At 69.8% G+C, this 25,720-nt stretch carries 21 protein-coding genes and 1 pseudogene; 12 read left to right on the top strand and 10 right to left on the bottom strand.

From position 1 onward, the window contains the following. Nucleotides 1-87 precede the first annotated feature (87 nt). Entirely contained in the window at nt 88-504 is a 417-nt protein-coding gene (locus ACNTMW_RS13445) for a hypothetical protein (protein WP_426633838.1), read from the top strand. Nucleotides 505-597: 93 nt separating this feature from the next. Here the strand turns inward: ACNTMW_RS13445 and ACNTMW_RS13440 are convergent, their stop codons facing one another. The 3 genes from ACNTMW_RS13440 to ACNTMW_RS13430 all read right to left on the bottom strand — a co-directional run bounded on the left by ACNTMW_RS13440 (nt 598) and on the right by ACNTMW_RS13430 (nt 4,247). Continuing rightward, complete coding sequence (locus ACNTMW_RS13440) at nt 598-909, bottom strand: phosphotransferase-like protein (RefSeq protein WP_426634003.1); 312 nt, start codon at nt 907-909, stop codon at nt 598-600. Between the two features lie 101 nt (nt 910-1,010). Then, nucleotides 1,011-2,936 (bottom strand): DUF8189 domain-containing protein, encoded by a 1,926-nt coding sequence (locus tag ACNTMW_RS13435; protein WP_426633837.1) that lies wholly within the window; start codon nt 2,934-2,936, stop codon nt 1,011-1,013. A gap of 144 nt (nt 2,937-3,080) precedes the next feature. Next, entirely contained in the window at nt 3,081-4,247 is a 1,167-nt protein-coding gene (locus ACNTMW_RS13430; RefSeq protein ID WP_426633836.1) for an acyltransferase family protein, read from the bottom strand. Nucleotides 4,248-5,167: 920 nt separating this feature from the next. On the opposite strand from ACNTMW_RS13430, the gene ACNTMW_RS13425 reads away from it, so the two are divergent. Beyond that, nucleotides 5,168-7,090 carry a PIG-L family deacetylase gene (locus ACNTMW_RS13425; protein ID WP_426633835.1) on the top strand — a complete coding sequence of 641 codons (1,923 nt, stop codon included), beginning with the start codon at nt 5,168-5,170 and terminating at the stop codon, nt 7,088-7,090. 36 nt (nt 7,091-7,126) lie between these two features. Here ACNTMW_RS13425 and ACNTMW_RS13420 read toward each other — a convergent pair whose 3' ends face one another. The 3 genes from ACNTMW_RS13420 to ACNTMW_RS13410 form a co-directional block, all read right to left on the bottom strand. Next, nucleotides 7,127-9,955: a Stealth CR1 domain-containing protein gene (locus ACNTMW_RS13420; protein WP_426633834.1), complete on the bottom strand. Its 2,829-nt coding sequence runs from the start codon at nt 9,953-9,955 to the stop codon at nt 7,127-7,129. Further along, nucleotides 9,952-10,959: a hypothetical protein gene (locus ACNTMW_RS13415; RefSeq protein ID WP_426633832.1), complete on the bottom strand. Its 1,008-nt coding sequence runs from the start codon at nt 10,957-10,959 to the stop codon at nt 9,952-9,954. Before ACNTMW_RS13415 ends, ACNTMW_RS13420 begins: the two co-directional genes overlap by 4 nt. Nucleotides 10,960-11,040: 81 nt before the next feature. Continuing rightward, entirely contained in the window at nt 11,041-12,123 is a 1,083-nt protein-coding gene (locus ACNTMW_RS13410) for an LCP family protein (protein ID WP_426633831.1), read from the bottom strand. A 707-nt stretch (nt 12,124-12,830) separates the two neighbouring features. On the opposite strand from ACNTMW_RS13410, the gene ACNTMW_RS13405 reads away from it, so the two are divergent. From ACNTMW_RS13405 to ACNTMW_RS13380, 6 genes are read left to right on the top strand one after another with little or no spacing between them, the layout of a single operon-like run. Further along, complete coding sequence (locus ACNTMW_RS13405; protein WP_426633830.1) at nt 12,831-13,559, top strand: phosphocholine cytidylyltransferase family protein; 729 nt, start codon at nt 12,831-12,833, stop codon at nt 13,557-13,559. After that, complete coding sequence (locus ACNTMW_RS13400) at nt 13,547-14,626, top strand: iron-containing alcohol dehydrogenase family protein (protein ID WP_426633829.1); 1,080 nt, start codon at nt 13,547-13,549, stop codon at nt 14,624-14,626. The genes ACNTMW_RS13405 and ACNTMW_RS13400 overlap by 13 nt, the downstream gene beginning before the upstream one ends. Continuing rightward, nucleotides 14,623-15,426, top strand: coding sequence for an ABC transporter permease (locus ACNTMW_RS13395; protein WP_426633828.1), 804 nt, complete (start codon nt 14,623-14,625; stop codon nt 15,424-15,426). Before ACNTMW_RS13400 ends, ACNTMW_RS13395 begins: the two co-directional genes overlap by 4 nt. Further along, on the top strand, nt 15,423-16,163 hold the full coding sequence (locus tag ACNTMW_RS13390) for an ABC transporter ATP-binding protein (RefSeq protein WP_426633827.1): 741 nt from the start codon (nt 15,423-15,425) through the stop codon (nt 16,161-16,163). Before ACNTMW_RS13395 ends, ACNTMW_RS13390 begins: the two co-directional genes overlap by 4 nt. Beyond that, nucleotides 16,160-18,346 carry a DUF5941 domain-containing protein gene (locus ACNTMW_RS13385; RefSeq protein ID WP_426633826.1) on the top strand — a complete coding sequence of 729 codons (2,187 nt, stop codon included), beginning with the start codon at nt 16,160-16,162 and terminating at the stop codon, nt 18,344-18,346. Before ACNTMW_RS13390 ends, ACNTMW_RS13385 begins: the two co-directional genes overlap by 4 nt. Further along, nucleotides 18,346-20,118: a stealth family protein gene (locus ACNTMW_RS13380; protein ID WP_426633825.1), complete on the top strand. Its 1,773-nt coding sequence runs from the start codon at nt 18,346-18,348 to the stop codon at nt 20,116-20,118. The genes ACNTMW_RS13385 and ACNTMW_RS13380 overlap by 1 nt, the downstream gene beginning before the upstream one ends. Here the strand turns inward: ACNTMW_RS13380 and ACNTMW_RS13375 are convergent. The 4 genes from ACNTMW_RS13375 to ACNTMW_RS13360 all read right to left on the bottom strand — a co-directional run bounded on the left by ACNTMW_RS13375 (nt 20,082) and on the right by ACNTMW_RS13360 (nt 21,678). Continuing rightward, entirely contained in the window at nt 20,082-20,537 is a 456-nt protein-coding gene (locus ACNTMW_RS13375; RefSeq protein WP_426633824.1) for a hypothetical protein, read from the bottom strand. The genes ACNTMW_RS13380 and ACNTMW_RS13375 overlap by 37 nt on opposite strands. Beyond that, nucleotides 20,534-20,683 (bottom strand): hypothetical protein, encoded by a 150-nt coding sequence (locus ACNTMW_RS13370; RefSeq protein WP_426633823.1) that lies wholly within the window; start codon nt 20,681-20,683, stop codon nt 20,534-20,536. Before ACNTMW_RS13370 ends, ACNTMW_RS13375 begins: the two co-directional genes overlap by 4 nt. 186 nt (nt 20,684-20,869) lie before the next feature. After that, nucleotides 20,870-21,391 carry an N-acetyltransferase gene (locus ACNTMW_RS13365; protein ID WP_426633822.1) on the bottom strand — a complete coding sequence of 174 codons (522 nt, stop codon included), beginning with the start codon at nt 21,389-21,391 and terminating at the stop codon, nt 20,870-20,872. After that, on the bottom strand, nt 21,388-21,678 hold the full coding sequence (locus ACNTMW_RS13360; RefSeq protein WP_426633821.1) for a type II toxin-antitoxin system TacA family antitoxin: 291 nt from the start codon (nt 21,676-21,678) through the stop codon (nt 21,388-21,390). The genes ACNTMW_RS13365 and ACNTMW_RS13360 overlap by 4 nt, the downstream gene beginning before the upstream one ends. Nucleotides 21,679-22,318: 640 nt before the next feature. Between ACNTMW_RS13360 and ACNTMW_RS13355 the strand changes: the two are divergent. The 4 genes and pseudogenes from ACNTMW_RS13355 (at nt 22,319) to ACNTMW_RS13340 (ending at nt 25,058) form a co-directional block, all read left to right on the top strand. Next, nucleotides 22,319-23,081, top strand: a pseudogene (locus ACNTMW_RS13355) (transposase family protein). Between the two features lie 120 nt (nt 23,082-23,201). Beyond that, complete coding sequence (locus tag ACNTMW_RS13350) at nt 23,202-23,993, top strand: inositol monophosphatase family protein (RefSeq protein WP_426633820.1); 792 nt, start codon at nt 23,202-23,204, stop codon at nt 23,991-23,993. A 385-nt stretch (nt 23,994-24,378) separates the two neighbouring features. Beyond that, nucleotides 24,379-24,735: a type II toxin-antitoxin system RelE/ParE family toxin gene (locus tag ACNTMW_RS13345; protein WP_426634002.1), complete on the top strand. Its 357-nt coding sequence runs from the start codon at nt 24,379-24,381 to the stop codon at nt 24,733-24,735. 5 nt (nt 24,736-24,740) lie between these two features. After that, nucleotides 24,741-25,058 (top strand): helix-turn-helix domain-containing protein, encoded by a 318-nt coding sequence (locus tag ACNTMW_RS13340; protein WP_426633819.1) that lies wholly within the window; start codon nt 24,741-24,743, stop codon nt 25,056-25,058. Nucleotides 25,059-25,720: the final 662 nt, after the last annotated feature.

Raw genomic sequence — 25,720 nt, 5'->3', positions numbered from 1 at the left:
CTCATCACCTTGACATCTTACATCGTAAGGCCGAATCTTTCGAGGACAAACTTACGGTGTAAGGCTGCAAGGAGAATGAGGACGCCCGTGAACATCCCCGCCATCGCCGCCGGCGCACAGCTGACCTTGACCGGCTACTTCGCCCTCACCCACTGGGTACCGATGGGGCGTTTCAACGACCTCAGCGGCGAACACCAGACGGTCAACGCCGCGATGCAGACCGCCATGGCCGCGCTCGCCATCGGCACGTTCCTCGACGCGCGGTACGCGATCTGGATCGCCGCGGTCTACTACACGCTGTGGATGATCGGGCACCTCATGTCCTGGTGGGTGCCCTACCTGACCGGCTGGCCGCACAGCTCCACCCGCGACAAGTACCCCACCGGCATCCCGGTCCTGCCGGCCCGCGGCAACCGGCCCACCCCAGACCTGCTGCACACCATCCTGGGGCTCCTGTCAGTGGCCGCGCTGGCCACCACCTGGCTGGCCGTCACCCACGGCTGAGTACGGCAGCGAGATGAGCAGGTGGGTATAGATCCGAGCGGGACGAACAGCCGGCGGCTCGGCGTGCTGGTTGGGGTCGCTGGATGGTCAGGGTCAGCGCTCGAGCGCCGCCAGGTGAGACGCGATCGCGCGTGCACAGTCGGCGGCGCTGGCGGCGGCGGTGTCCACGACCAGGTCGTAGACGACACCCTCGTGCACCCGTTCGGCCTGGAGGCGAGCCATCCCCACAACCCGGTCCGGCCGACCGCGCTCCCGAGCGGCGGCGACCTCGGGGGCGCAACGCACCCCGACCCACACCACCGGAAGGCCTGACAGGGCAGCCGCCAACCGCTTCTGTGACGACCCGCCACCCATGAAGACCTCATCGAGGATGAGACCCGTTCCGCAGCGCCCTATCGCGGCCAGGCCCGCGTAGCACAGACCCGGCTACTCGCCCCGCGCGAACTTGTGCCTGATCCGCCGATCACAAGCCCCCTTGCGATCGGCGGATCCAACCACTCCGGCACTCACGGCGAGCTACACCACCCGCTCGGCTGGCCCCCCTGGTCGAAGCGCGCGGAGTGCAGCTTGCCGTCGAGGCCGAGAACGGCGACGACGAGCCGGCCGGAGGCATCGATCGCACCGGACGGTGAGTGCGCGAACATCGGTCCGGTCTCCAGCCACTCGGTGCTGCCGCCGGCACCCGTAGTCGACTGGAACGAGACGCCGACCGAGCCGGCACCGTTGCGCTGCGCCAGGGCGACCGTGCCGTCACCGAGTACCGTGGCCGAGACCAACCCAAATCCGCCGTGACCTCCGGCCATCTGAGGTTGCGGGTCCCACCTGCCGTCCGGCTCGGTCTGCCGGTACATCAGCGCCCATCCGGTACTGGGCTGACGCACCACCATCAGCAGCCGGCCGTCGGGCAGTTTCACCACCGTAGGCGGACCCGCGGGTGCCGGGAAGGGCAGTGAGTAGTCCCGCTCGAAGGCGGCGTTGGGGCGGGGCTGGTACCAGCGCAGAATGCCGGTCCGGGTAGCGCCGAACACCTCGATGCGCCCGCTATCGGTCGTTACCGTTGCCACGCTGTCCTGGCACGTGCCGCGGAGATCCTGCCACGAGCCCCACCCGGCCTTGTCCTGTGGCAGGCAGTTCAGCCCGGTGCCGAAATTGCGGACGAACAGGCGCATCATGCCGTCGGCGTTGAAGGCCACGACCGGCATACCCATTTCACGTCGTTTGATCGGGTTGAGGCCTGGTTTGTTGTACGGGTTCCCCAGATTCTCCCACGCGTCGAAGGGCCCGTCGGAACCTTTCTGCGCGGCGGTGACGACGTCCCTGCGATGCTCGTACGGACTGCTGGACAACGTGATACGCATTCCGAACAGGCGCAGGCCGTCACGAGCGGTACGGACCACGTGGAGCTGAGGGGCGAACAGGCCGTCCCCGAGCACGACCGGTGCCGACCATTCGTTACTCGCTGGCTCGACTTCGGTCCACACCACCGGCCGTCCGTCGAGAACGGCGAACGCGTACAACCGGCCGTCATCGCCGAGCTGCAGCCAGTTCGTGGTGCCGGGAAAGCGGTACGTCGTGCTCTGACCGTAGCCCCGGTTGTACGCACGGTCGCCCAGCACCAGGTCGCCGCACAGGCTCCGGTCGGCACACGGGTGCGGGTCGGCGCCCCCGTAGATGGTGATGAGATCCATCTTCTCGACGAAGGCGGTGCCACTGAGGTTGTGCGGCCACAGCTTGTTCCAGTATCCGCGGTAGCTTTCCACGACGCAGGGCTGATCGTGTCCCGCGTCGTCATAGCGACGAACCGCCTCCATCGCGAACATCGCCGCGGCGGTGTGGTCGGCGTTGTCGCAGTATTCCGCGCCGCGGTCGGCAGAATATGCGGTGTGGTCGGGGTCGAGGTCCATGACGCGTACGACTGACGGCGCGAACCTTGCCAGCAGGTCGCCGAGGGCGGACAGCAGTCGTTCCCGGGTCAACGAGTAGGTCCCGCCGAGCGGACTTCCGGTCGGGCAGAGGGTCGGCTGGCTGTCGATGGATCCGTTCCACAGGTTCAGAATCCGCACCGGGGGCGTGCCAGGGGCCATCCGAAGATTGAAGAAGATGAGGATGACGCCGGGGTCCGCGCACAGGGTGGCGAGTTCCGCCGAGAACCCGTCCCCCATCGGCAGGACCTCGCGAGTCCATTCCGCGGCCCGGTCGCCGGTGACCATCGTGGCGTACGCGGCTCGAATGCCGTTCTGCCTCGCCGCGGCGTACCGTTCGAAGTCGACCGGGGCATCGGCTCGGTTCGGATCGTTACTCGGGACGTTGCGTCCGTCCGCCTCGCCCGCCGTCAGGTACACGCTCACCGTGGCCGCGCCCGAGCGGACCGACTGCGCCAGGTCAGGATTCATAAAGTACAGATCGTCATCGGCGTGCGCGAGGATCTGCATGTGAACGGGGCGCTCTTCCCCGTCCGCGCTGACCGGCCGCGTTGGTCGCGGAGCAGCCGTCGGGGCTGTCGCCTCCGCATCCTTACCGCGCCAGAACAGTGAACGGATCACCCGCTGCCCTCTCATTCGTCCGGACTCCATCGCTCACGCGCTTTCGGTCGGTGCACCCGTACGCCCCGATGAGGTGGCCCCCAGTCTCGCCACGCTCGCGGACAGCCAACGGCGAAGCAGCCTTGCCACCGGCCGTTCCACCCACCGGTGCACCAACCAGGCCAGCAGCACCATCGCCACCACGGTCACGGAGACGACCAGCAGCGGCGGGAACCTGTCCGCCAGGCCACGAACGACCGTCCAGCCGATGTATTCGTGGAGCAGATACAGCGGATACGTGGTGGCACCGGCCAGCGTCAACCACCGCCACCGCATCCAGGAGAGCCCTCCCACGGCGATCAGGATGACGACCGCGAACACTCCGGTGACGATCAGCGCGGTCGGCCACCAACCCAGATGTTTGCCGACGGTGTCGGCCTGCTCCTCGTTCAGGCCGATAAGACCGTGCTGCGCGAGTAGCCAGGAGACGCCGATGATCCCCCACAACAGCGCGTCGGGTCCGTACCGGTGCATCAGGTAGCACGCGATGCCGGCGATGAAGAAGGGGGCGTACGTGGGAATGACGACCAGATCGAACACCTCGCTGTCGACGGTGGGCGCCACCGCGGCGGCGATCGTCCACAACAGGCAGAACAGCACGACGCGTCGGTACTGCAGGCCGAGCCGTACGACGATGGCGAACAGCAGGTAGAACCTGAACTCGGTCCACAACGTCCAGTAGACCCCGTCGACGTCCGGCACATCGAGCGGCGACTGGAGCATGGTGAGGTTGACCAGAACGTCACTGGGTCTGAGGTGGTGGCGGACCGTGGGCCAGATCGTCACCACCGCGGTGGTGGCCAGCACCGCGAACCAGTAAGCGGGGTACAGGCGCACGACGCGGGACACGAAGAAGCCACTCAACCGCCGGTCCCATGCGCTCATGCAGATGACGAACCCACTGATCATGAAGAACAGCTCCACCCCGAGCCATCCGTACTTCGCCGCCGCACTCAGGTGCGGGAAGACCGCCTCGGCCGGTCTTCCCCACCCGGGATTACCACTTTCGGGGCTGAACCCGACATAGTGGAAGAAGACCACTGACAGCGCGGCGACGAACCGCAACCCGTCCAGCGACGCGAGTCGGCCGGGTACCGGGCGGCGGCGAGGACGCTCGGGGAGGTCGACCTCTCCGACCGCCTCCAGCGTTGGCGCGCTCATGATCCGCCCCGTGGTGCGCACAATCCGCCCCGTGGTGCGCGCAATCCGCCCCGTGGTGCGCGCAATCCGCCCTGTGGTGCGCGCGCAGGATGGTCGCCGGGCCGGAACTTCGCCGGACGTGAGGCAGGCCGTCCGAGCGGGCTTCCGGTGCCGACGGCGAAGAATACGTCGCCCACCGGGCCGCCCCCTTCTCCCGCCTGCCCCATAAAGCGTCCGACAATATGGACAGATAGCACTTTTCCGCTTTCCATCAACTGACGTACGCCACTTTCGGGATCAGGCCAGGATGGACACCCGGCGGCAACGAGGGGGCTCATCGTACTAGGCCAACGAGCAATGACCGCAAGACGAGAGACCGGCAGCTCCGCCGATATCCGCTCGACCGACCGCTGGCGCGGCGCTCGTCAACCGCCTACCGACCGGACCGCCCCGGTCCCGGCACCCATCCACCCGGTTGACTAACGGCGGATACCGCACCGCAAGGACCTACCGGTGACGATTGTGGTCGGTCGCCACGCCACCCGGTGCGACCACGGCGGCCACTCTCGCCATCCCTTCAGCCCACCAGCGGCTGGAGGGATGGCGGCCCTTGAGACCTCCTTGTAGCATGATCGGCCACGCGGCGACACAGCGTGCGGAAGGGACGTTCATGGAGGCCAGGAGAAGGCGGGGCGAGCGGCACGGCGTCCCGTGGTGCCCCGCTCAGAGCGCCGACGCGGGTGCGCGCCCGTACCCGGAGTCGACGGCTCCGGCGATGAGGTAGGTGGATCATCGGCTGGACCCGCCGACAGGCAGCGGCCATCATCGTCGGCAGCGTCGCCGGAGCCTCCACCAGCATCGGTGCCATATGGCCGACCTGGCGGACCCGCCCAACCCTGGCGGCCTCGTCGCGGCGGTCACCGGACGCGCGCTACCTGCAGGTGGTCGCCCACCCCGACGACGACCTGTACTTCATGAACCCGGACCTGGTACACACGCTGCGCACCGGCCGGCCCCACATGAGCATCTGCCTCACCTGCGGCGAGGCCGACGGCAGGAACGCCGGGGCGTCGAAGTCCCGCCACGCCACCATGCCGGTGGACTACCAGGGGTACGCGGCGTCGCGCTTCCACGGTTGGCGACAGGCGTATGCCGACATGGTCCTCGGCGACCGCGACGCGGTGTGGGACCGCGGGGTCATCGTCACCGCGGAGGGCACCCTGGCCGAACTCAACACGTTGCGCGACGCACCGCACATCCAGCTCGTCATCCTCAACTGCTGGGACAACGGCGCCAGCAGTCCGTCGGGTGGCGGGCGGGTGTACACGCTGTGGACCGGCCAGGACCGGAAGTATCCCACCATGCGGCCGGTCGGTTCGCCCGTCGGTGGCGAGTACATGTACACCCACGACGGGCTCATCCGCACGCTGGTGGGGCTGTTCGACCGGTTCCGGCCGACCCTCGTACGAACCCTGGACCCGGATCCCGACCAGCAGACCCACGACGCCCAGAACCCGCAGTACTCCGACTGGGGTGACTTCTCCGATCACCAGTCCCACGTCGGCACGGCCCTGTTCACGTTCGCCGCGCTGCAGCAGTGGTGGCAGCGCGACCCGGGCGCCCGGACCGCCGTGGAGACGTACCGCGGCTACTACAACCGGCGCTGGCCGTCGAACCTGAGCCTGGCGGCGCGTCGGCTCAAGGAGCGCTACGTCCGGGTGTACGCGGGGGTCGGCGCCTCGCCGTGCGACCTGAGCACCGGCTGCGGCGACCTGAAGATCGGCAGCGGCAAGCTGGGCAACGGCTACGGCCGGAGCACCACCCGCCGGTACCCGCCGGCGCCGACCTGGCTGCACCTCGGCAATGACGGCCGTCTCGTCGCGTTCGCGGTCCTCGGCGGCCGGGCCGTCATGTGGCGGGAGCACCGGCCCGGCAGCGGTATGTTCGACGACCCCGTCGCGGTCGGCGGTGGACCGCTGCTGCCGCAACTGTCCGCGCTGCGGCTGCGGGACGGACGGTGGCAGCTCTTCGCCATCCGGATGACGCTGGACGCCGACCCGGGCAAGCAGGCACGCGACCTGGTCACCACGGTGCAGTCCACGGTCGACGGTTCCTTCGGCGACTGGGTGAACCTGGGCAACCCGCACGACCTGCCCGGTGTCGACCCCGTGCGACGCCGGGGGGTCGGCATCCCGGTGGCGGCCGTCCGCGGCGACGGGCAGGTCCAGGTCTTCGTCCGCAACTTCGGCAAGGGCATCGGCAGCCGGCTGCAGTTGCCGGACGGCAGCTGGGGACCGTGGTTGGATCTGCAGGGCACCGACACCCAGGACGGGTTGGCGGCCCGCGGCACCGGCTCCGGCCCGGCGGAGGTCTTCGCCTCCGGCAAGGCCGGCATCCTGCGCTGGCGGGAAGCCGGCGCGGACGGCGCGTTCGACCGGGAGGTCGTTCGGGTACCGGCACCCGCCGGGCCGCCGTGCGTGGTACGTGTCTCCGACGGCCGGCTGCTGTTGCTGGTACGCGAGGCCGGCACCGGCGGGGTGGTCGGGTACGCGCAGCAACGCGCCGGCGGCTCGTGGGTCCCCCGGGGGCACCTGCTCGGCGGCACCGGCGTGGGCGCCGTCTCGGCCGCGCCGTTGGCGGACAAGCGGGTACTCATCGTGGCGCGCACCGACGACGGCGGCATCAGCTACGTGGAGACGACCCTCGGCGCCGAGCACCCACGGTGGACACCGGTGGCCGCGCCCATTGCCGTGGGCACGCCGGCGGTGGCGACGAACGCCAACGGCAGGCCGGTGATCGCGGCGGTGATGGCCGACGGTCGGCTGTGGACGCACACCGTCGGCACCGGAGCCGCGGCGAACTGACCTACCCGGCCGTCCGACCGCCGTGCACCGCCGCGATCACCGACCGTCGTGCACCGCCGCGTTGCGCGCGCTGCCGCGCTCGTACTGGCCGGGCACCGGGAAGTACGCGGACAGGAAGGCCGACAGCAGTGCCTGCTGTTCCTCCACCGGTACGTCGCCGTCGTGGAAGTCGTTGAGGCAGAACACGTCGAAGGCGCGCCGGTCCAGCAGCCGGGTCAACCGTGGCCGGTGCTCCTGCAGGCCCACGTTGACAAAGCTGCACCGGATCTCCCCGGTGACGGCCCGGCCGGTCACGAGGCCGAAGTAGTGGGCGAACGACGACGCGACGGAGATGTCGCTTCGGGTGCGGACCCTGCTGCGCATCGTGCGGTCGAACGCCTCGGGGAACTCCTTCTCCATCGCGTACAGCGTGCTGCGCCGGTGTGCCATGGGCGCGTGCAGGAACGCGTGGCGCAGGGTCCGGCCGTACGAGGCGCGCAGCAGTTCCCGGTTGTTCTTCGCGGCGGTGATGTTGAACTCGTCGTCGTCGCTCACCGGCGTCGGCGGTACCTGGGTCGGCGACGGGAAGAACCGGGTCAGCCCACCCGGGGTGAAGAACAGCCCCGGATCGACCGGGCGGCCGACGAAGACGTCGTCGTTGAAGTACAGGAAGTGCTCGCTCAGCCCCTCGATGTGGTGGAGCTGCGTCTCGATGGCGTGCGAGTTGAACGTCGGCAGCGCCGCCGGGTCCGTGAAGATCTCCCGGTGGTCAACGACCCGCACCTTGGGGTGCAGCGTGTCGAGGAAGCCGGGCGTCTGCGCGTCGGTGACGATCCAGATCCGGTTGACCCAGGGCGCGAAGAGGTCGAGCGAGCGCAGCGAGTAGCGCAGCTCGTCGCGGCTGCGGAAGCGGGCGGCACCGTTGGCGACCTCCTGCGGCTCGTGGCCGGTGACCGCCTGCCGGCGTGCCTGCCAGGCCGGGTCGTCGCCGTCGACCCAGGTGTACACGACGTCGATCGGAAAGGTGATCTCGGTCGGCAGCGTGTCGACGAGCGGTTCGACAGTGCGGTACTCGCGGCCGCCGAGCCGGACGGTCGCGGGGACCATGGCGGCCTTGGGCACGGCCGAGCCCAGCGGGGTGGGCTTCGGTGCGAGCAGCTCCTCGCCGTCGTCGGAGTCGGTCCACACCTCCAGCGTGCAGCCGTACACCGCGCCGAACCGCAGGGTCCGCGAGCTCGTCACGACGGGCTCGAACACCTGGTACGAGTGGGCCTCGACGCTCGGCGGGACGTCACCGAGCAGGTACGCCGGCCACACGCCGGCCGACCGGTCCCGTCCGACGCGCGGCTCGACGTACACCGGACGCTCCCGGCCGGCGGCCCGGAGCGCCTCCAGCGCGGCCGGCCGGTCGGCCTCCAGGACCGCTACCCGGTGCGTGAGGCTCTGCCGGCGCACGAGGACGTACGGCACGCCGGCGTCCTCCAGCGCCTCGGCCACGAACCGCAGGTTGGCCCGGGCCACGTCCTCGGCGGTGTCGACGTCGCTGACCCGGGCGAGCTGTCCGGCCGCCCAGGCCAGACCGGGGTGCCTGGCCTCCACGGTGGCCGCCCAGCGCTCCGCCCCGTCGGTCGCCGTCGACGCGTCGGCGCCGACCGCGTGGCGTGCCACGTGCGTGCTCCCCCGTGCCCTCAGGTACGCCTCGCGCAGCAGCCGCCGCTGCGTGACGGCCGCGGGATCGTGGTCGGCGAGCAACTCGGTGAAGAGCCCGTCCCACTGCTTCATCACGGTGTCGAGTTCGAAGCGGCTGGTGGAGGCGAGTGCGTTGTCACCGAGGCGGTCACGCAGCTCGACGTCGTCGATCACCCGGCGCAGCGCGTCGGCGAGGGCCTCGACGTCGTCGGCCGGGACGAGGAAGCCGTTCTCGCCGTCGGTGATGATCTCGCCGGGTCCGTTCGGGCAGTCGTACGCCACGCACGGCACTCCGGCCGCCATCGCTTCGGCGAGCACGAGTCCGAACGACTCGTTGCGGGAGGTGAGCACCGCGACCGACGCGCGCGCCCACTCCTCGTCCATGCTGCGGCTCACGCCCATGAGCTCGACCCGCATGGCGACGCCGAGCGCCGTCGCCTCGCGCTGCACCTCGGCGGCCTTGGGGCCGTCCCCGAACAGCCGCAGCCGCCAACCCGGGTGTTCCCGGGTCGCTTCGGCGAACGCGCGTACCGCGTGGACCGGCTGCTTCTCGCCGCTGAGCCGGCCGGCCCACACCACCACCTCGCCACGCCGGCCGGAGGCGGGCCGGAAGCCCGGGTCGAGCGAGTTCGGGATGACCTCCAGCCGGGGCGCGGCCGCGCCGAACCGCTCCGCGAACCACCCGCGCGTCGCCTCGCTCAGCAGCACGATCGCGTCGGCCCGCGCGGTGTAACGCTCATACGGACCGCCGGAGGTACCGCGTAGCTCGGCCACCCGGTGCTCCTGGTGCACCAGCAGCACCCGTGGCGGCAGCACCTGGGCGGCGAGGGCCAGCAGCGCCGGCGTCGTGGAGACCACCACGTCGGCGTCGGTCTCGGCGAGCGCCTGCTGGGCCGCGAGGTCGGTCAACCCGGTGAAGGCGCCTTCCCACGAGGCGTCGACGAACCGGCTCGGGGCCGCGTCGAGCGCCGCCGCGACGTCGTCGGGCAGCGTGGCGGCCGTCGGGCGGCGGTCGCGGCCCAGCAGGTAGCGCACCCGCACGCGTTCGTCGAGCGCGAACGCCGGCCGCGCGCTGTCCTGGAAGACGCTCACCACCTCGACGTCGTGGCGGGCGGCCAGCCAGCTGGCCTGGCGCAGCACCGCCCGCTCGGTCCCGCCGACCGCATCGGCCCAGGTCAACAGGTACTGAATCTTCATGCGTCCACTTCCGGGCATACCGACACGAGGTTGCAGGCGAGGGCGAGCCGTCCGGTCGAGGTGAGGTACGGACGGGTGCGCACCGCGCTCTCCGGCGACGCCCACACGACCACGGCACCCGTGCGGACGGTCTTCTTGGCGTCGACGAGGTCGTGCAGCGACCGGCCGATCCGCAGCCGCATGCCGCCGGTCACCAGGTGCGGGTCCCACACCCACTCCTGGGCCCGCCCCCGCGGGGCAAGCAGCGCCACCGGGACCGGGCAGATGATCCGGTCACCCTCGACCGTCGCGTCGACCCGGGCCCGGGGTGCGCCTTCGCGGGAGGTGAACTCGACGGCGGCCGTGTCGGCGGAGATGCCGACGGTGCGCAGGACGAGTTCGGCCCGCGTCCAGTCGAGCACCACGTCGACCAGTTCGGCGGTCGGGCGCGCGGCGAGCACGGCCAGCTCGGTGCGCCCGCCGGGCCCCTCCTCGGGTCGGTACAGCAGGCCGCTCTCCGGGCTGCGGGGCGCCCGGATCGTGGGGCCGTCGGGCCAGGCGGCCGCCGGTACGCCGCACAGCGGGTAGGTACGCGTACCGTCCGCAGTGGACACCGCGCAGCTCAGCCGCCAGCGGCCGGGCCGGACGATGCCGAGGCCGGAACGGCCGAGGCGGACCGTGGCGCAGGCCCGGGTGGACCCGGCGTCGACGTGCCGGACGCGGGCCGGCACCTCCATCGTCCGGTTACCGGCGGTCAGGCGCAGCCGGACCTCGGAGGCGTCGGTCGCGACCGGCACCACGAAGTCGATGTTGAGGGTCTCGCCGTCGAGCACCGCGCAGTACCGCACCCGCGCCGTGGGACCGGCGGCGCGGGCGGGCATGAGCCGCCGTAGGTCGGGCAGTTGGCGCCCCGCGCGCCGCTGGGCGAGCCGGCCGGCCTCGAGGCGGCGACGGGCGGAGCGGGCCGCCCGGTGCGCCCACGGCACCCGGACGACGATCCGCTTGACCATGGTGGTGACGTGCACGACCTTCAGCGCTCCCGGGATCGGCGCACCCGCCCGGCGGGCACGGATCGGTGCGGGTGCGTCGAGGGCACCGTGGTGTGGCTACGAGTCACTGCTCACCCAGTCCGGGTACTTACCGATGAAGGTGTCGACGGTGTCGCTGTGTACCGCGCTGAGCAACTCCAGGCTCTCGGGCGTGAGCCGTTCCCTGGACTCACCGTCCACTTTGAACGACTGGTACTTGCCGGCGTTGGTCTTCACCATCGTGATGCCGTCGCCGCTGATACCGCCGAAGGTGAGCAGCCAGTCGGTGAGCGGGACGCCACCGGTGTCCACGGTGAGGGCCTTGCCGGCGGCCTTGAGCACCGAGTCGAGCTTCGCCGGGTTGGTGATGACGCCCTTGCCGGCGGCGCTCTTCGCGACCGCCTTGAGGAACTGCTGCTGGTGGCGCTGGCGGCCGTAGTCGCCGTCACCCTTCTCCAGCAGGTCGCGCTGGCGCACGAAGTCCAGGGCCTGCCAGGGCTCCAGGTGCCGGCAGCCCTTCTCGTACACGACGGCACGCACGCCCGGCACGGCCCGCAGGTTGGGCGGCTGGCCCTTGTACGGCACCCGCTGCTTGCCGGTCGAGTCGAAGCCCACGTGGATGGAGGTGACTCTCTCGTCGATGCACATGTCGACCCCGCCGAGCGCCTCGACGATCGCCTTGAAGCCCTCGAAGTCCACGATCGCGCCGGCGTCGAACGTGATGCCGGTGAGGTTCTTGATGGTCAGCGCGAGCAGTTCGAAGCCGCCCGCCCGTCCGCCGGACCCGTTGCTGCCGAAGGCGTACGCCGAGTTGATCTTTCCGCGCCCGCCCTTGTAACCGGTCTTCGGGTACGCCGGGATGGCGACGTCGGAGTCGCGGGGCACCGAGATGATGAAGGCCCGGTCGTGGGTCGCCGGGATGTGCAGGATGATGATGGAGTCGGCCCGGATCGCCTGGCTGGGGTCGCCACGCGTGTCGATACCCATCAGCAGGACGTTGATCGGCCCCTTCAGCGCGGCCTTCCCGCCGCCCTGCCGGCCGCCCGCCCCGAGCAGGCTGGTCTGTTCGATCGACCCGGTGTACCGGTCGAGCAGCACGGCGCCGGCGGCCAGCGTGCCGCCACTGATCAGGATCAGCACGGCGCCGACGACGACCAGCATCCGCGCCCAGAGTGGGCTGCGCGTCCGCCGGGCAGCGGGCGGCTCCGCCGGCTCCCCGGACCCGGCCGGACGCTGCGGACCGGGCGAACCGTAGACGGTCGGCCCGTGTGGACCGGGCGAACCGTGTGGACCGGACGAACCGTAGACGGCCGAACCGTGTGGACCGGCCGGACCTTGTGGACCGGACGAACCGTAGACGGCCGAACCGTGTGGACCGGCCGGACCTTGTGGACCGGACGAACCGTAAACGGCCGAACCGTGTGGACCGGGTGAACCGTAGACGGCACCGCTCGTCCGGGTGCGATCAGGATTACCGTCGATCGCCGCGTCGGCCGGCCGCTCCCCCTGACGCCGCACCGCCCCCGACGGCGCCTCACCCGGGCGCGCTGTCGGCTTCCAGTCATGGCCGGGATGGCCGGAACCACTGGAAGTTCGAATCGACATATCGCCCCTTATCCGGATTGGGACCCTCCAGTCCCGCGTGCTGTCCAGGCCAAGCGCCGCGGTCACTGTACGGAGGTTGGATGCGCCCGGCCACCCCTCCATCTCTCGGAGGTGACTCGCGACCATACGACGGCTGTCGCACCGGTAAAGGATTTGTTAATCTCACCGACCGCACAACCTTGACAAGGTTCAATATGTCCAGATTGTGCGGGCGCGTCGGCACATCAGTGCCGGAGCGTGACGGGCACATCACTGGGGGGCAGATGATCGGCGTGGTTCTCGCGGCCGGACTGGGCCGACGCCTGGCGCCGCACGCCCAGGGACTGCCCAAGGCTCTCCTGCCTATCGGGCAGGGGGTCGCCATCTTCGACGTCATCCTCGGCAACCTCGCCGCGGTCGGCATCGAGCGGCTCGCCGTCGTCGTGAGCGACGCCGCCCCGTACTTCGCCGACCGCGTCCCCGACGCCCGCCAGCGGCACGGCATCGCGATGGAGCTCATCCAGAACCGCCGACCGGAGTGGAACAACGCCTACTCGCTGTGGCTGGCCCGCCACGCCTTCGCGGAGGGAGCGATCATCGTCAACGGCGACACGCTGCACCCGGTGGAGGTGGAGCGCGCGCTGCTCGCCCGGTCCGACGACGCGCTGGTGCTCGCGGTGGACTCGGCACGCCCGACGGACGCCGAAGCGATGAAGGTGACCCTGCGCCCGGACCGGTACGTCGACCGGATCAGCAAGCAACTGCCTCCGACGAGCGCCTACGGCGAGTACATCGGCGTCTCGCTCGTCCGGCGGGCAGGCGCACGGGCCCTTGCCGACGCCCTGGAGGCGACCTGGCGCAACGACCCCGACGAGTACTACGAGGGTGCCTACCAGCGCCTGGCCGACCAGGGCTTACCCATCGGCGTCGCCGACCCCGGCAACTTCGACTGGGTGGAGGTCGACGACGGCGTCGACCTGGCCGTGGCCAGGGAACTCGCGTGCCGCTTCTAGCCCGTACCCTCTTCGCCCCGCTCGCCTTCGACGTCCGCCCCGGAGCTCTCGGGCAGCTGCGGCAGATCCTGTCCGAGCGCTCCGTCGACGTCCACGCCCGCACCCTCGTCGTGGTCGGCCCGGGCGTCGGCCACCAGGTCCGCGACATCGTGCACACGAGCCTGCCGGCCGCCACCGTGCTGCCGGTCATCGGTGGCACCATGCGGGCGGCGAAGGCGCTCGCCCGGACACTGCGGGACGGTCATTACGGCCTGGCGATCGGCGTGGGCGGCGGCCGGATCATCGACACGGTGAAGTACGCCGCCGGCCGGGAAGGCGTTCCGATGGTGTCCGTCGCGACGAGCCTCGCCCACGACGGGATCGCCTCGCCGGTCAGCGTGCTCCAACGGCGCGGTCGCAGCGTGTCGCTCGGCACCCACATCCCCGTCGCCACGATCGTCGACATCGACTTCGTACTGCGCAGCCCGGTGCAGCAGACCCGCTCCGGCATCGGAGACGTGGTGAGCAACCTCTGCGCGGTCGCCGACTGGGAGCTCGACCATCAGGTCAACGGTGCGGTGCTCGACGGCCTCGCCGTCTCGCTGGCCGGCACGGCGGCGCAGGCCGTCCTGACCCATCCGGGCGACCTCAAAGACGCCGATTTCGTCACCACCCTGGCCCACTCGCTCATGCTCTCCGGCGTCGCCATGTCCATCGCCGGCTCGAGCCGGCCGTGCAGCGGCGGCTGCCACGAGATCGCCCACGCGCTGACCGCCCTGTACCCGGGGTCCGGCACCCACGGCGAGCAGGTCGCCCTCGGCGCGCTGTTCTGCACCTGGTTGCGGGGCGACCGGCGCCTGTTCAACGACCTGTACGCCACACTGCGCCGGCACGGTCTGCCGTGCCGCCCCGCAGACCTGGGCCTGACCGCGGAGCAGTTCGCCGAGGCGGTGACGCTGGCGCCACGGACCCGCCCGGGGCGTTACACGATCCTGGAACATCTCGACCTCGACCCGTCGGCCATCGCGGGCCGTCTCACGGACTATCTCGACGACCTTCACGACATGACGAACCGGAGCACAGAATGACCAGCGAGGTACGGACCGCGGCCAACAACTGGGCGGTCCTCCGGCTCCTCGTGCAACGCGACCTCGCGGTGAAGTACCAGCAGTCGTTCCTGGGCTACCTGTGGTCCATGCTGGAACCCCTGGCGCTGGGCATCATCTACTGGTTCGTCTTCGGCGTGCTCTACGGCACCCGGGTCGGTCCGGACGGTGGCTCGTACGCACTGTTCCTCGTCACCGGACTGTTCCCGTGGCTGTGGATCAACTCGTCGCTGTCGGAGTCGACCGGCGCGCTGACCTCCCAGGCACGGCTCATCACCACGATGAAGGTCCGACGGGAACTGTTCCCGCTCGGCCGGGTCATGGGCCGCTTCGCCGAGTACATCGCCGGGCTGCCGGTCCTGCTGCTGTTCGCAGTGGTGTTCCACGCGGACTTCAGCCTGGCGCTGGTGGCGCTGCCGCTCGCGCTCATCCTCCAGGCGGCGTTCCTGATCGGCTGCGGGCTGCTGCTCGCCCCGCTCAACGTCCTGCTGCGCGACGTGCAGCAGGCCATCCGCATCGTCCAGCGGGTGCTGTTCTACGCCGCCCCGGTGCTGTACCCGCTGCAGAAGCTCACCCACTCGCACGCACCCCAGTGGGTCAAGGATCTCTACCAGTGCAACCCGCTGGTCGGCGTCTTCCAGCTGCACCACGCGGTCTTCTTCCCCGCCGAGTTCCCCTCGGTCACGCTGCTCGGAATCTCCGCGCTCGGCTGCTTCGGCACCCTCGCGCTCGGGTGGTGGACGTTCAGCCGGCTCGAGTCGGCCGTGCTCAAGGAGCTGTGATGCAACCCGTCATCGAGGCCAAGGACCTTGGCGTCAAGTTCGTACGCAACCGGCGCCGTAAGCTCAAGATGCGCGAGACGTTCATCCACGGCCTCAAGCGCCAACCCAGCGGCGAGTACTTCTGGCCGTTCCGGAACGTGTCGTTCGAGATCCATGCCGGTGAGGCGGTCGGCGTGGTCGGGCGCAACGGCACCGGCAAGAGCACCCTGCTGCGCACGCTGGCCGGGGTGCTGTACCCCGACGAGGGCTCCGTGGTCTGCCGCGGCAGGATCGCGCCACTGCTGCAGCTCAGCGCCGGCTTCTCGGACGATCTCACCGGACGGGAGAACGTACACCTGCTCGGGACGCTGCACGGGCTCTCCCGCGCGGAGCTGCGCGCGAAGTTCGACGAGATCGTCGATTTCGCGGAGGTCGGCAACTTCATCGACACCCCGCTGCGGCACTACTCCTCCGGGATGAAGGTCCGGCTGGGCTTCGCCGTCATCTCCCAGCTGTCGCACCCGATCCTGCTGGTGGACGAGGCACTCGCCGTCGGTGACCGCGACTTCCGCACCAAGTGCTACACGGTCATCGAGAAGATGCTCGCCGACGGGCGCACGCTGGTCTTCGTCTCGCACAGCGACAGCGACCTGACGCGCTTCTGCAAGCGCGGCCTGTACATCGCCGACGGCAAGCTGGTCGTGGACGGGTCGATCGACGAGGCGCTCTCCGTCTACAACGCCGGGGCGCGGTCATGACGACGGCTCTGGTCTTCGCCGTTCATCCGGACCCGCGCGACCCGGCACGGCCGTCCGCGGCGCTACGGGTCGACGGGCGCAGCCTGCTGTCCCGGCTCGCCGGCCAACTGCGCTCGCTTGGCGTCGACGACGTCCGGGTGGTGACCCGCCCGGAGTACGGACCGGTCGTGAGCGAGGCCGGCTGGCCGGTCGAACTCTGCGCGGACACCGGCGAGGAGCTCGCGCTCGTCGCCTCGGTCGGCCGGGAACTCGCCGAGCAGCCCGGCTCCACCCTGCTGCTGTGCCACGGCGATCTGCTCGCGCACCGGACCGCGGTCGGCGCCGTCGCCGCGGCGGGCGTGACGTCGACCACCGCGCTGGTCGGCTCCCGGCGCGGAGCCGACCACCAGGCCCCCATCGTGCGGCAGCGGGACCGGGTCATCTCCGTCGGTACGGCCTGGCACCAGGTGACCGCGCCGAACGCCAGCTTCCGTGGCGTGCTGAAGATCGGGCACGACGATCTGCCGTTCCTCGCGGACGTCTGCGACCGGCTGCTCGCCACCGGCGCCGACCTCGACGCGTGGGCCGGCGACGGCAACGCGGTCGACCTGGCCCTGCTCGGCGTGGTCCGGAGTGGACTGCGGGTGCCGGCGCGTTTCCTGCGCGCCCTGGTGTGCCGGCGGGTGCGGGACGAGAACGAGGTCGCCTCGACGGTGGACCTGATGCGGCGCGTCGACGAGGACGCCGTCTCGCTGCGCCTGGCCGTCAAGGAGCACGACGACCTGTTCGCCACGTTCGCGGTCAGCTCGTACTCACCCCGCATCGTCCGGCTCGTCGCGCGGACGGGCATCTCCCCGACGACCGTCACCTGGATCTCCACCGCGCTGGCCGTGGCCGCCGCCGTGGCGTTCGGCTCCGGCACCCGCGCCACCGTCGTGGCCGGCAGCGTCCTGCTGTACCTCGGGTTCCTCTTCGACTGCATCGACGGGCAACTGGCCCGCTACACCCAGCGCTACTCGGCGTTCGGCGGCTGGCTCGACATGATCGCCGACCGGGCCAAGGAGTACATCGTCTACGCCGGCCTCGCCGTCGGCGCGCTGCGCGTCGGCGTCAAGGACGCCTGGATGTTCGCGTTGACGCTGCTGGTGATGCAGACCGTCCGGCACATGGTGGACACCTGGTACGGCGCTCTCCAGGAGGCCGCGGTCAACCGGCTGCCCGTCGCACCCCTGGCGATGCGGGAGGACGCGCTGGCGCACACCGGCGAGATGCCGCGATCCCGGTCGCTCCGGCTCGGCCGGAAACTCGGCCGGCTGTCGGCCAAGGTCCAGTCGGACAAGGGCTCGGCCGGCTACTGGTTCAAGCGCACCGTCGTGTTCCCGATCGGCGAGCGGTGGCTGGTCATCATGGTGACCGCACCGCTGCTCCTCGGGCACGCCACCTTCTACGCGATGCTCGGCTGGGGCCTGGTCGCCATGGTCTACACGTTGACCGGGCGCACCCTGCGCGCCCGGGCCATGCGGGTACCGACCATGCCCGAGCACAACATCCCGGTCCACCGCGACGACGGCCCCGTCAGCACCCTGCTCTCGCTGCGCTCCCGGCTGCCCCGGCCCCGTCCCCTACCGGTCGTCCTGGGCGTCACCGTGTTCGGCGCGGTCCTGCTCGCGCTGACCACCGGGGTGCTGCACGAGCCGCTGCTCTCCGGTACGGACGACCGCCTGCTGCTGGTGGCGCTCGCCGTGCTGCTGCTGGCCGGGCTGCCGGCCGGCCACCGCCACGACGGTGCCCTGGACTGGCTGGTGCCACCGGTGCTGCGCGCCGCGGAGTACCTCTTCGTGCTCTTCGTGGCCGTCAACGACGGCGTCGCACCGTGGCTGACGTTCGCGTTGCTGACGATCCTCGCGCTGAACCACTACGACCTCGCCGCCCGGCTCGACAAGCGCTCGTCGCCGCTGGGTAACGTCCGGTGGGGACTCGGTTGGGACGGCCGCGCGATCGTCCTCACCGCCGCGGGCGTCGCCGACGCCGCGGAGTACGCCTTCGGTTTCCTGGGCGTCTACCTCGCCGCCATGCTCACCATCGGCGCCGTCGTCGGCACGCTGCGGCAACGGCCCCGGCCGCATGCCGCGCGGAACCGCATCCCGGTGCAGCGCGGCCCGGTCGAACCGCAGCCGGCCCTCGGGCGGAGCGTGACCCGCTGATGGCCGAGCAGCGCGCTGAACGCAGGACCGGCATGGTGGCCCGGCCGCCGGCCCGGTCGTTGGTTCTCCGCGTGTACGGCAACGTCGTGCCGCTCAACGTCCGGCTCAAGGTACGCGAGCAGCTCTCCCCGGAACTGCGGGCGCACCTGGCCCGCCGGCTCACCCAGGGCGGCCGCGTGGCCAGGTCGCGCGACCGGATGGCCGCCCGTATCCAGCGCCTGCAGTACCGGGAAGCCTTCGCCGGTGCGGACCGCATGGCGGTGCGGTACGACGGCCACACCTACATCGGCCTGGTCCACCCGGCTCCGACACCGACCGTCGCCCGGTTGCACACCCTGGAGTTCGTGCTGCGCACGCTGCACAACGCGGGGGTCACCGCGTTCCGGGTGCGCGGCTACCACGACACCGGCAGCGTCGTGGGCGTACCCGCCGAGCAACGGGCGCACGCCGTCGCCGCGCTGGCCGCCGCCAGCGTCGCGACACCCGGCTACGTCGGCAGCGTGAACGGCGAACCACGGCCCGCCGCTACGCTCGCCGTCTGGCAGCGACTGCGCGGCCATGCCGTGCTCCGCTTCACCCAGTTCGTCGTCGATCCGGCCGGCCGGCTCGTACTCGGCCGGGAGCACGGCTGCGACCTGGAGTTCTGGGCACGGCAGGACGGCCAGCTCGTCGCGCCCCGCCCCAACCGGGTCGCCGACACGGTGCCCGCCGACGAGCCGCTCGTCCTGGCCGAAGACGCGGTGTTCATGCGGACCCCCCTGCCGGGGGCGGCGGTCAAGCACCCCACCCACAGCGCGTTCCTCGGCGACCTGCTGGACGACATCACCTTCCCCATCGACGTCGTGTACACCTGGGTCGACGGCGCCGACCCCGCGTGGCGGGCGCGGCGTGACCGGGCGCTGGGCGAGCACGCCGCCGCGCTCAACGAACAGGCCGCCAACGAGTCGCGGTACACCAGCCGTGACGAGCTGCGCTACTCCATGCGGTCGCTGTTCCAGTACGCGCCCTGGGTGCGGCGGATCTGGCTGGTCACCGACGACCAGGTGCCACCGTGGCTGGACACCGCGCACCACCAGATCACCGTCGTGAGCCACCGCGAGCTGTTCGCCGGGCGGGGACTGCTGCCGACGTTCAACAGCCACGCGATCGAGACCCAGCTGCACCGCATCGAGGGCCTGAGCGAGCACTTCCTGTACTTCAACGACGACGTGATGCTCGGCCGGCCGGTGCAGCCCCAGGCGTTCTTCCACGCCAACGGGTTGAGCAAGCTCTTCCCGTCCACGGCGAAGATCGACCCCTCGGAGCCGAGCGTCCTCGACGCACCGGTCACCGCGGCCGGCAAGAACAACCGGCGGCTCATCCACGCCGGGTTCGCCCGGCGCGTGACGTACAAGATGAAGCACTGCCCCCATCCCCTGCGGCGTAGCGTGCTCGAGGAACTGTCCGGCCGGTACGCCGAGGAACTGGAGAACACCGCCCGCCACCAGTTCCGGCACCCGGACGACGTGTCCCTGCCCTCGTCGCTGTACCACTACTACGCACACCTGACCGGCCGGGCGGTCGTGGGTGACCTGCGGTACATGTACACCAACATCGCCGACCCGGACACGGCACACCGGCTGCGGCTCACCCTCGCCCGCCGCGACTACGACGTGATGTGCCTGAACGACACCGACAGCGACCCGGCGAAGATGCGTCAACTGCACGAGGTGCTGGAGGAGTTCCTCGACGCCTACTACCCGGTGGCCGCGCCCTGGGAGCGGTCGCGCTGACGGGCCGGCCGGCCCTCGACGGCGCCGGGAGACGTCCGACCGGCGAGCGTACCCGCCAAACCACCCAGCTTGCCGGCGGCGAAGGCGGCCACCTTGCCGCCCACGATGCCGCCGACCCCACCGGCCAGGCCCTGGAGCGCACCGGTACCGAGAGACCCGAACGCGTCACCCCAGTTGTGGGTGTTGTCCTGCGCCGAGTCCTTCGCCAGGTCGATCAACGCCGCGGCGCCCACCATGCAGGCCACCGCACCGGCACCGGCCGTCACCGCGGTACAGGCCAGACCGGCCAGCACGCCACCGGCGATCGCGGCCACCTCGATCAGCAGGTCCTTGTGGTCCTTGACCCACTTCTCGGTCGCGTTGTACGCATCCTTGATCGGGTTGACCTGCTGGACGACCACCCGGGTCGCCTTGGTCACCACCACCTTGCCGGCCTGTTTGACCGAACTGACGCGACCTTCTTCGCCGCCTGTTTGACCTGGTTGACCTTCTGGGCCACGTAGCTGCGGCCCTGGTCGACCTTCTTGGCCACGTAGCTGCTGGCCGCGTGGTACGCGTTCGACACGCCGACGTCACGGTGCCGCCCGACCGCAGAGCCGACACCCTGCCCGACCGGCTGCGCCAGGTACCCCAGGTGGCGGTGGTGTGCAGGGACGGTTCAGCCGCCGAGCGCCGTTCGACCCCAAGTTGATCGATATTGACGGCAACGGTGACGGCGACCTGGAAAGCCAGTCATGCCCGGCCAGCGCCGTTATCCACCGAGGGCGCGGCGCAGGTCTTTCATCAATAACAGCAGGTGCATGGGGTCGGTGGGGCTCGGCTCGAACTTCGCCAGCCGCAGATAGAAGTCGCGGGCAGCCTCGGTCTCGCAGTGGATGAGCACCGCCCGTACGCCGATGACCTCGGCGGCGGCCGCGATGCGCCGCAGCGCGTCAACCACCAGAGCGCGTCCCAGCCCGGCGCCCTGGACGCCACGGTCGACGCCGAGTCGGGTCAGAATCACCACCGGTTGGTGGTAGCGGCCCGCGCCCTGCCTCAGCCGCGGCGAGGCATCGGCCGGGGCGACACTGCCGGCGGCGAGGGCGTAGTAGCCGACCACCCGCCGGTCAGGGTGGTCGGTGTCGCAGACTACGTAGACGCGCGACAGGCCCGCGCGGTGCGCTTGCAGGGCGTGCTCGACCAGCCAGACGGACTGGGCGGGTGAACCGCAGTCGAAGCCGGCCAGCACGTGCGCGGCCGCCAACGGCTCGACCACCGAGAAGCCGCGGTTCACTGCCCCGTGCCGGTCGGTGGCGCGTCGAGCACCGTTGGCGTCGTCAGCAGTTCCCGCAGCCCCGCGACATCCTGAGCCGGTCGGCTCAGCGCCTCGTCGAACACCCGCCAGGCGTCCTGGTCCAACAGAAATGCCCGACGGTCGGCCAAGACGTCCGCCGCCGCCTCGGTCGCCGCCCGCAACACGAACGTCGACACGCTCGCCCCGGCGGCTCGGCTGGCCGCCTCCAGCAGCGCCTTCTGCTCGGCATCCACCCGCAGGTGCAACCGCTCCGCCTTCGCGCTCATGACGCAATCGTACGCACAACGTACGCCACAAACAATCCACCACAACGGCAAGATCGAATGTGAGCTCAAAACCACTACCAGAGCCAAACGACCCGGCTCGCGCCGGGCCGCACGCACGCGCTATGGCCGAAGCCCCGCGCGCACGCCACCAGCGCCGAGCCAACTGCGCAGGTTCCCGGATCGGCCACCCAAGGCCACGCCGACAGCGCTTCGCCAGCCGCTCACCGACACACGTCCGGCCTCGACGCCGTGTCACATCCTTCGGCACGCCACAGGCCTGACCACGCCAGCTGGTGCCGCTCGCGACATCCGTCATGCAGTATGCCAGCAGCGGCTGTCATACATCGTTCTCGACTAATTCTGTTGATCATCTGACATCAGTCATGACAGTAACCGAGGCATACTCCGGCGCCCGCAGGTGCACAACCGCGTCGACGAGACCACGGGCGATACACAACATCACATTCCGTCACGCGGAAGGCTGTGTTCCAGACAAGCCGCCACTCGCAATAGTTCACTGAGCCTTTTCCACCGTGACGGCGCTGGTCACGGTGTGGTGGCGTGCGCGGGTATCGACGTGAGGCGGAGCTCCCGGTAAGACAGCGATCAACCAAGACCCGCTGCCCCGCTGGGAGCCTCGTTGCTGTCCTACCCCGCCGCGATTCCGCTGTCCAGCCGCACCCTGACCCAGGTCGCCGACCTGGTCCGCGCCCACCGCCGCCAGCTTCGGTCCCGGTGGCGGCGCCTGTCGCCCGGGCGGCAGGCCCTGCTGACGCTCGCGCACTTGCGCAACGGTGACACCTACACCCCGACTGGCCGCCGGGTTCGCCATCGGCACCGCCACCGCTTGGCGCTACGTGCGCGAGGTTGTCGACCTTCTCGCCACACTCGCCCCCGATCTGCCCACCGCGGCCATGCACGCGCAGCGGTTGGCGTACGCGATCCTCGACGGCACGCTGGTCCCGATTGACCGGCTCGCCGACCAGAGGCCCTACTACTCCGGTAAGCACAGGCGCCACGGTGTCAACGTCCAGGTCTTATCCGATCCCGCCGGCCGACTGGTGTGGGCGTCCCCGGCCCTGCCCGGCGCCGTTCACGACTTGACCGCCGCCCGCACTCACGGCCTGATCGACGCCCTAGCCGACGGTGGGGTGATGACGTTGGCGGACAAGGGATACCAGGGTGCCGGCGGCACGGTGCGCACCCCGTTCAAGCGCCGTCACCCGCGTCCGCAACTGTCATGCCGACAGAAGGAGGCCAATCGCTCTCACGCCAGGCTGCGCGCCCTCGGCGAGCGCGCGGTGGCCACCCTCAAGAGCTGGAAGATCCTGACCAAGCTGCGCTGCTGCCCACGTCGCGCCAGCGCGATCGTGCAGGCCATCCTCGTCCTGCATCACGTCTAGCCAACCATCGCTCACGACGAATTGCCTCATCGCCCAGTGACGCCGGTGCACCGCGTCATTCACGCACTGAACGCGGCCTTGCCAGACGGACATTCACGATCATCTTGATAAACTGCGCCGGTGTCCGGACCCGCGATAGATCAGGACGTACTCGACTTCGCCGTCGAGGTTGCGGAAGCGGCCGGCCGGCTGGCCGCAGACCGCTTCTACGCCCTTGACTTCACGATCTCACTCAAGCCCGACGGCACCGAGGTCACCGAAGTCGACCTCGCCATCGAGAACTTCATCCGAAGCCAGATCCAGCGACGGTACCCCGACGACGAGATTTACGGCGAGGAAGCCGGCACCACGGCCGGCCGCTCCGGACGGCGATGGATCATCGATCCGATCAACGGCACCACGTACTTCGCGCACCGCATGCCGATCTTCAGCATGAACATCGCCTACGAAGACGAACATGGGCCAGCCGTCGGCGTGATCAACTATCCGGTAAACCGCCAGATCCTGTACGCGGGCCGGGGTCGAGGCTGCCGGATTCGCTCGGGAGACACCGACCTAAGCCCCATACTCCGGGATAACGCCGAGTTGGCGAAGGCCAGGGTCGAACTGGTCAACTTCGACCTGTGGCCGCCCGACATCGTGATGACGCTGCACCGCCATGTACGCGCGATGGGCTACCTGGGCGGCGTCGGCGGCATGCTCACCGGCGTCCTGGACGCGATCGTCATAGCAGGCAACGAGATGGGCTACGAGGACCTAGCCCCCTTGCCAATTATTGTCGAGGAAGCAGGGGGCCGAGCCACCGATCTCGATGGCGGTCCACTGCTGTCCGGACCTGGCACCGCGCTCCTCAGCACCGGATGGTGTCACGACGACCTACTCGACCTGCTCCGACTGCCTGCAGCGAACTGACATCGGTTGCCTTCCCTGGCCGAACCGTTCGCCGCAACGACCAATCCCCTAGCCATCATCGGCACCAGCACCTCGCGGCTTGCCTGTCGCCCGGAAAGGTTGGAAAAGGCTCAATTATGGACGAGGACCGGAGTGTTGCCGGCGATCACATAGTACGTGTGTGGTTTTCACGGCCAGCACGGAGAGTGACTCACGCAGTCATGACTTTGACCTGGCCTTTCCCGCCGACCAGTCGCTGCCCGACCGCAAGTTGATCGATATTGACGGCAACGGTGACGGCAACCGGGACAGACAAGCGCTGACGGCCGAATTCACCGACGCCGCTCGGTCAGCGCCCTCCGTCCCGCACTGGCACCCCTGGTTTACCATTCGCTATACTCGGCCCGTGGCGACCGGAGAGTGGGAGATCTACCTCGTCAACGAGGTACGCGACTGGATCGACAGCCTCGACCCGGCCACCCACACCCGCGTCGTGCAGGCCATCGACCTGCTCGCCGAAGCAGGGCCGGGGCTCGGCCGACCACTGGTCGACACGATCCATGGATCGTCGATCGCCAACCTCAAGGAACTACGCCCCGGCACCGTGCGCATCCTGTTCGCCTTCGACCCGTGGCGCGCCAGCATCCTGCTAGTCGCCGGAGACAAGGCCGGACGGTGGAACCAGTGGTACACCGAAGCCATCCCCCTGGCCGAGCAACGCTACGAGACCTATCTGAAGGAACGCGCCGAGGAGGAAGGCTGACAAGCATGAGCAGCTACGTGCGATGGAACGACATCCGCGCCGACCATGTCGAGCGCGCCGGCGGTGAACAGGCCGTCGAGGCCGGCAAGCAGGATCTGCTCGCCAGCGTGGTCGGGCACCGCCTGGCCGAGGTGCGTCGGATCCGGGGGCTGACCCAGCAGCAGGTCGCCGACCGCATGGGCGTCACCAAGGGCCGCGTCTCCCAGATCGAACAGGGCAAGATCTCCGGCCAGGACGTCCTCGCCCGCTACGCCGCCGCCCTCGGCGGCCGCCTGCACCAGGCCATCTACTTTGACGACGGCGACATCGCCGCCATCGCATAGCCAAGCCCCCCAACACCAAGATCGAAGTTGGGCTCAAAACTGCTATACAAAATCAAGACGGCCCGACTGCCGCCGGGCCGCGCGCACGCGCTATGCCGTTCCGGCCCGCGCGCACGCCGGCATCACCGAGTCGCCCATCCACGGAGCGCTGCCAACCCGCCAGCCGAGGCCACGACGATCTCTTCACCAGCCGCCCTCGGCAAGTGGCTCCGGAGATCGACGCCGCACGCCACCGAACGTCGGCCGCGACGATCCAGGACATCAGAAATGTCATCGATATCGGTGGATGTCATCTCGTGCCTGACGGCAGCCGTGACGGCAACGCAGGCTCACTACGGGGCCCTCCTGCACGCTTCGGCGCACAATGTCAACTCTCCGTCACGGCAAGTCTCCCGGCTAAGCCGAGCCTGAACGCAAGGGAGTGAGAGGCCTTCAAGCACCGAAGGGGGCGGCAAGAATGGTCGAAAAATCTGCATTCCCTCCACCGATCCACCGAGTTTCGATTTCCAAATCAGAACCAACAGCTTTGCTTTTCCATTGGAACGAGGATTAGGCGAAGATATCAGGCAGTCGGAATGTCAGACGGACGAAGTGTCAGAGTGGGCTGCCGACCCGGGTCCGCCGCCAGAACGACGGCCCTCCTAACTTCGCCGATATGCTCA

This window comes from Planosporangium spinosum (assembly GCF_049999945.1).
Taxonomy (GTDB): domain Bacteria; phylum Actinomycetota; class Actinomycetes; order Mycobacteriales; family Micromonosporaceae; genus Planosporangium; species Planosporangium spinosum.
The sequence above is the reverse complement of the archived record's forward strand: the minus strand, read 5'-3'. Positions and strand labels throughout refer to the sequence as shown.